This is a genomic window from Pseudomonas urethralis (assembly GCF_021602465.1).
Classification (GTDB): Bacteria; Pseudomonadota; Gammaproteobacteria; order Pseudomonadales; family Pseudomonadaceae; genus Aquipseudomonas; species Aquipseudomonas vlassakiae.
The window spans coordinates 1-5,998 of the sequence record NZ_BQIJ01000037.1; the positions used below are offsets into that span (position 1 = coordinate 1).

Annotated in this window: 8 protein-coding genes and 1 pseudogene; all 9 read right to left on the reverse strand. The window is 61.6% G+C overall.

Annotated elements, in window-relative coordinates; translation table 11 throughout:
* Positions 1–353: pseudogene (locus L6D64_RS27820) on the reverse strand (phage head morphogenesis protein); the annotation flags it as partial.
* The gene (locus L6D64_RS27825; RefSeq protein ID WP_176510154.1) at positions 343–1,794 is read right to left on the reverse strand and encodes a DUF4055 domain-containing protein; all 1,452 of its coding nucleotides are present in this window, start codon (positions 1,792–1,794) and stop codon (positions 343–345) included. The pseudogene L6D64_RS27820 and the gene L6D64_RS27825, both read right to left, overlap by 11 nt.
* A gap of 7 nt (positions 1,795–1,801) precedes the next feature.
* Positions 1,802–3,289 (reverse strand): terminase large subunit, encoded by a 1,488-nt coding sequence (locus L6D64_RS27830; protein WP_176510155.1) that lies wholly within the window; start codon positions 3,287–3,289, stop codon positions 1,802–1,804.
* A 2-nt stretch (positions 3,290–3,291) separates the two neighbouring features.
* Positions 3,292–3,900, reverse strand: a complete 609-nt coding sequence (locus L6D64_RS27835; RefSeq protein ID WP_176510156.1) for a hypothetical protein — start codon at positions 3,898–3,900, stop codon at positions 3,292–3,294.
* A gap of 9 nt (positions 3,901–3,909) precedes the next feature.
* Positions 3,910–4,344 carry an Ntn hydrolase family protein gene (locus tag L6D64_RS27840; RefSeq protein ID WP_176510157.1) on the reverse strand — a complete coding sequence of 145 codons (435 nt, stop codon included), beginning with the start codon at positions 4,342–4,344 and terminating at the stop codon, positions 3,910–3,912.
* 8 nt (positions 4,345–4,352) lie between these two features.
* Positions 4,353–4,583 (reverse strand): Acb2/Tad1 domain-containing protein, encoded by a 231-nt coding sequence (locus tag L6D64_RS27845; protein WP_176510158.1) that lies wholly within the window; start codon positions 4,581–4,583, stop codon positions 4,353–4,355.
* Positions 4,584–4,640: 57 nt separating this feature from the next.
* Positions 4,641–4,952, reverse strand: coding sequence for a hypothetical protein (locus L6D64_RS27850; RefSeq protein ID WP_176510159.1), 312 nt, complete (start codon positions 4,950–4,952; stop codon positions 4,641–4,643).
* Complete coding sequence (locus L6D64_RS27855) at positions 4,949–5,275, reverse strand: hypothetical protein (protein WP_026034491.1); 327 nt, start codon at positions 5,273–5,275, stop codon at positions 4,949–4,951. Before L6D64_RS27855 ends, L6D64_RS27850 begins: the two co-directional genes overlap by 4 nt.
* Before the next feature lie 130 nt (positions 5,276–5,405).
* Complete coding sequence (locus L6D64_RS27860) at positions 5,406–5,996, reverse strand: hypothetical protein (protein WP_176510160.1); 591 nt, start codon at positions 5,994–5,996, stop codon at positions 5,406–5,408.
* Positions 5,997–5,998 lie beyond the last annotated feature (2 nt).

A 5,998-nucleotide genomic window follows, 5' to 3' on the forward strand; every position in this document is an offset into this window, starting at 1 on the left:
GCAGCGGCAACCAGATCGGCGGCCGGCACTTGGGTCTGGACCACGGCGGTGACCACCTGCCCCAGCATGCGAGCGCTGAACGATGCCTCATATCCAGCGAACTCTCCCAGATCCAGCATGGACTGGCCTTTGAGGTCGCTGTAGATGCCCTGCAGGTCACGCTGCAATGCGTCGATCTCGCCCGTGTACCTTCGCGTGCCGTAGGCGCTCAGTCCGCCTCGTACCACCGCCTTGGCGGTGTTGATGGCCTTGGTGATGAACTTGGCCACCCGCTTCAGGTTGCCGGCGGCGTACCGCTGGACGTAGACCTGGTGGCGGGTGGCTGCGTCAGCCAAGTAGCCTTCACTGCTCATTTACGTCACCTGGTGGCTGGCCGCCCGTGTCGCTGCCGGCCACTGGCGGCTGGGCCTCGATGTCTTCGTCGATGTCGTCGTCCGTGCGATCAGACTCGATGGTGCCGGCCTGGCGCAGGTTGGTACGGAGGTCCTTCTTCGCGATGATGCCCTGCTGCCACAGCTGGACCTGAGCCATGATCATCTGCGCATCCATGGCCTCGTCGAAGAACTCCTGATTGAGCCAGAACACCGTCCCGGTCATGTCAGGCTGGCCGATCATGAAGCGCTCCGCGTCCAGAATGGCCAGTTTCAGCGCTTCGGACACGTTGCCGGCGATGGTGCCCAGCACGCTGTTGTCTGAGCTGTAGCGGATCCGCACGGCCTCTGCCGTCTCGGCGCCGCCGCCCTTCTGGACGATGCGGGCGCCGATCATCAGCATCTGATCCTGCTTGTCGCGCATCAGCTCCAGAGCCAACTGGGTTTCCTTGGCCTGCAGCATGGTCGCGCTGCCCTGATTACCGAGCATGATCCCGCGGCGCGAGCCAATGTGCACTCCGTTCGGGTTGAACTTGGCGAAATCCTCGGCGGTGATGCTGCTGGTCATGAACAGCGTGGGCTGCGAGCTGATAAACCCGGCCTCCTCCACCGTGGCGCTGTTGCCGTAGTGCAGGATGTTGACGTCGGCGATGTCTTCCAGCGGCCCCTTGTCCACGGCAGCGTCATTGTTCTCCGAGCCGTAGAAGTGGAACGGGATGTGATCGAACTGCTTGCCGGCCTGGTCGGTGGGGATGCTCTCCTCACCATCAGGGATGTCATCGCGGTACAGGCGCTGCTTGTAGACGCCATCCTCCAGCACCAGGGCGCGGTACTGGTCGACGATTTCGAACTCGAAGCCGTCGCCGCTTTCCTTGCTGATCTGCTCGTGCAGAACCACCAGCACCAGGTGCTTGCGGCCTTCGATGACCTTCTCGCGCCAGTTGATGATGCTCAGCGCCGGGTAGTGGTGAATCCAGGCCTGCTTACCGGCTGATTCGGCGGCGGTGCGCGGTCGCCCGGGCTCGCCTTCCAGCTTCGGATAGTCGGTCAGGAAGCCGCCCCGGCCTGTATCCAGGCACTCGCCAACCGCTTCCTTGGACAGCTGCTCCAGGCTGGCACCGTCGCCGCTGGCGTTCTCCAGCAGATACTGGACGCCTGATGGCAGCTCAACCTCAGCCGTCTTGCGGAACACTGCTCCCAGCAGCCCGGTGCGCGTGCGCCCGGTCACGTTGAGGAACATGGCCCGCTTCTTCAGCTGGCGGTACCGCTCCAGATTCTCCTCCGACTGGTTCGTCGGGTCTGGCATCGGCAGGTATTCGTCGTACTTCCGGATCTCCCGGGCTCCGGCCACGCATCGCTTGACCAGATTCCAGCCCGGCAGAGCAGCGGTGTACTCCTTCCGGGTTGCGCTGTAATTCGGCATGCTGGCCTCAGAACGTGAATGTGACAGGTATGTGCTCCACCCTGGAGCGCTTGGTTTTGGCTACGGCGAAGTAGCGGAAGGCATCGGATGGGTGGGATGACCAGTCGTGGAGCGGCTTGTCTTTCCAGCAGCCGCGCTTGTCGTCCCACTCCTTGCGGTAGCTCTCCAGAGCAGTGATGCCCTCCTCGCACTTGGCTTCGTCGAAGGCGCAGCGGGGAAGAATCTCCCGCGCCTGCTCTATGCCCTCGTCGATGCTCAGCTTCGGCACCACCTGGAAGGTGAGCGAATAGCGCTGTCCGTCGATCTCGTAGCCCTCTCGCGCGATTTCACGTCGAGTCTTGCCATCGCTACCAAATTCCCGGTTGTCGATGTCGTGAGGGCCCCAGTGCTCGCCGTAGGTGTATCCGCGATCCTTGAGCACCTTCATGTAGTGCCGCAGGCCCTCGCCGCTGTTCTGGTAGAAGTCGATGACGTGGAATTCCTCGCCGACGATCCGCACGAACCAGATGGCGGTCGAGTCGCCCACGCCGATGTCCCAAAAGGTGTGCACCGGCAGGTGGCTGTTGTCAGGCAGCTTGCCGATGCGTTGGGTGGCGTAGAGCTTGGTGAACTGCTTGGCGTAATAGGCACCCTCGATCGTCTGCTGGAATGCCTCGGCAGGGATCGACGGGTACTCGCGCTTCATGTCGTCGCCGAGGGTCTTTTCCTTGGCCGTGTACCAGGCGCGCTGGCCTGGATTGGTGACGATGCCGTGCTTGGCGGTCAGGTCGTCGAAATACTTGGTCAGGCGGTCAGGGATGACCACGCCAGTCGGGTCCAGCCAGTACAGCGGATTGCGCCACCAGCTGAAGAAGAAGAACTTCCAGTCGAGCAGACCAAGAGGCACGCCGGCCAGTTGCTGCTTCTCGGCAGACTGGCTGTAGTCGAAGAAGTAGCCGGCCCTGCCCTCGGCAGTTGATTCAATGGTGACGAAGCACTCGGCAGCCACCGCTTCGAATGCACCGGTGACGATCTCCCGAGCCTTATGCGGGAACTTGGCGCAGATCTTCCCGAACTCGGAAACGTGCAGGTAGCGCAGCGTTCCGCCCCGGAAGGAGGTGGATACGTACAGTGACCCGCCCTTGCTGAACACCAGCTCGCCCGCAGCGTCGTTTCGCGCCGGGTTGGCTGCCCTGATCTCCTTAGGCAGGTGGCCGTAGGCGTACTTGATCTTCTCCCGGAACAGGCGCTTGGCATCGTTCAGCGTGTGAGCGATCAGGGCGCACTTGGCAGCCTCAAACAGCGCGGCATCCAGCTGGACGATGCAGACCAGCGTGGTGAACCCCAGCTGCCGGGCCTTGAGGATGATGTTGCGGGTGTGCATCCCCTGGAAGTAGTCGATCTGCTCCTGCGTCATGCGGAAGCGGACCTTCTTGCCCTGCTTGTCGGTGATGAAGTACAGGTTGTTCAGCCGCCAGAACCGATCCCGGAGCAGTTTCATGTGCTCGGGCTTCATGATCAGGCATCCTTCGATAGTTCATCCATCAGCTTGGATAGAGTCTCTTCCTCGCTGCCGCCTTGCTTGACATCGAGGTCATAGGCCTGGCGCTCCAGGGCAACAAGCGTCTTCAGCGTCTCGGCCAGTTCCTTCATGGTCTTGGTTCGACCAGGCAGACCGATCACCTTGTTGTAGAGGTCATTGCGCTTGTCGAAGCCATTGTCGTCAGGTTCACGCATCAGCTCTCCAAGCTCTTCGAACAGGTGGCGGTTGTCCGTCAGCCCTTCGAGTTCATCCAGCAGCTTGTTGGTCAGCCTGCGACTACGGGATATGTCACCCCGGTGAGCCATCCGGATGTTGGCGATAACCTCGGCGTTGAGCTCAATGATCTCTCTTTCGGTTTCCGCCTGTTTGCTGGAAACCTCTGTGGAAACCTCGCGCTTGGAAACCAGCGCATCGGCTTTAGCCTTGATCTTCGCCTTGAGGTCTCGATCCCAGCCTTCACGCTTGGCGCGCTTGTTGATGGCGGTATGGGATACCTCATGGGCTGCTGCGATCTCTCGCACGGAAAGCACGCCGGCCCGGTAGGCTCGCTCGATCGCCTCCCAGTCGGGTTGCTTGGCACTCATGTGGATTCCTTACTGGTCGCGGGCGATTCGAACTGTGCGAACCTTGCCGCCGGTGTAGACGTCACGCTTCATAGCTGCGCGCACGGCCTCTTCAGCGCTTGCGCCCATGTCCATTGCTGCAAGGGCATAGGCATAGCCGCTGCCGATGGCATCGGGGTTGGCCAGATCAAGATCCTGCTTCCAGACTCCAGTCTTGTCGTCATGGCCGACCATCTGCAGCCTGCCGCCATCAACCACGTAGCCCGAGCACTCGACAGGAACCGGTGATGGCGTACCGAAGTAGGCCGCAATCAGGGCCTTCTCGTCGCACACGGCACCGGACAGGAAGAAGCTGACGCCATCCACGACGGTGAGCTTTTGGCAGTCATCGGAAACGATGGAGCCGCTGCGGGTCTGTCGGGAGTCGTAGGCGATTACGCCGTCCTTGTAGGCGATGGTGGTCATGGCTAGCCTCAGGCGAACGGATCAGCTGGCTTGGCGATCGATCGCACAAACCACATGAAGCCCTGCTGCAGGTTGGTCTTGGCAAGGGCCAGGGTGCGCTGGTCCACTCCCTCGATCTGGCCAATCTGCTTGAACAGTTCGCCGGCGTCGGCCTCCAGGGCCTTGATCGAGTTCATGCCGTCGATCTCGCTTTGGGATAGGTCGCGGTAGCCGGTGATCTTCTTGTGCTGGTTTTCCATGGGTGATCCTCAGATTGTCGCGCCACGAAACGGCGCAACTCGATTTTGTGGCGCCGATCACTCAACCGGCTTGCAGCGATCGCAGTCCAAGTGCCGGCAGATCCAGCGCTTAACCCGTGGCCAGTAGGTGAGCATGAACATGTGCCGCATCCCAGCCAGAGCGAGGGATACCATCAGCGTGGCCCACGCCGTGTTGGCGGTGAAGAACATACGCTCGGACCGGGCCAGGATGGCGTAGCCGCTGATGGCGATGACCGCGTACAGCACCTTGCCGATCACCCCGTCGCGCACCTTTCCACTCAGCACGCACCAGGTTGCCCAGATGGCGATGGCGCCGGCCGCGATGGCGTTGATGTATTCGTATGTCATGAGCTAGGCCCTCCGAACTTGGACCTGATGACAGACCATAGATCGGCGGCTTTGATCGCTCGGTTGATGGCGGCAATGAGAGAGCCGCCGAAGGTGCCGAGAAGAAAACCCACGCCCGCAACGCTGCGGGGCTCGGTGATACCGAAGTAATTGCTGACCATTCCTGTGAGGTAGTGGGCGCAGGCCATGCCGGTGAACAGGAAGAGCAGCCAGGCCTTTCGGTCGGTCAGGTCGTCCTTGTGCCAACGGGTCGCGACCAAGGCCCCCAATAGGCCCGCAATCATCCAGTCGAACTTCTCGAGCAGTCGGTGGAAGAACTCCATGCTCGACCTCTCGCTGTGCATGAACGAAAAAACCCGGCGCGATGGCCGGGTTAATTTGGGTATTTGCCGAAGGCAAAATTATCAGGATGGCGAAATCATGCCACCAGCCGCACGGGAACGCAATAGGCCCTCAAGCGGCCCTACGCATTTCGTAAATCGCGGCTGCCACGGGGCTCAATGCCTCCTTGTCCAGGTCCTCGCAGCAGTCGAACGCCAGGCGCACTGGGCCGGCCCAATCACGCTCCCAGTTCGTCGATTCGAGCCTGACCCCATAGTGGGCATCCAGCCACGCCCGAAACGCCTCAGGCGACGCCAGAGGGTCCTCGTTGGCCGACTGGCCGCCCTGATGCATGTACCGATACCGAGTCATGACACCCTTCACCACGTACTCGAGTTTCTCGCGCTTGGCGGCGGTCATGCGGGGGGAGCGCTGCATCACCATGATGAAAATCGATTCCTCGGCGATCTCTTGGGTGTCAGCGTCCAGCCGCGGGGCGTACATGTAATGCCCGAAGGCCTTCACGTGCGTGGTCAGCCGGTCGATGGCTGCCTGCACGCCGCCGGCCAGGGCCTGATGCACGGCATGACTCGCCTTGCGCTGCTTCTCGGTGGTCTGGACCATGGTGCCCAGCAGCCCGAGTTGCTCGATAAAGGAGCCCTGGCTGTCCCAGGCGGTGTACAGGCAGTCGTGCCACGCCTGACGCGCGCTGTTCAGTTGCATGG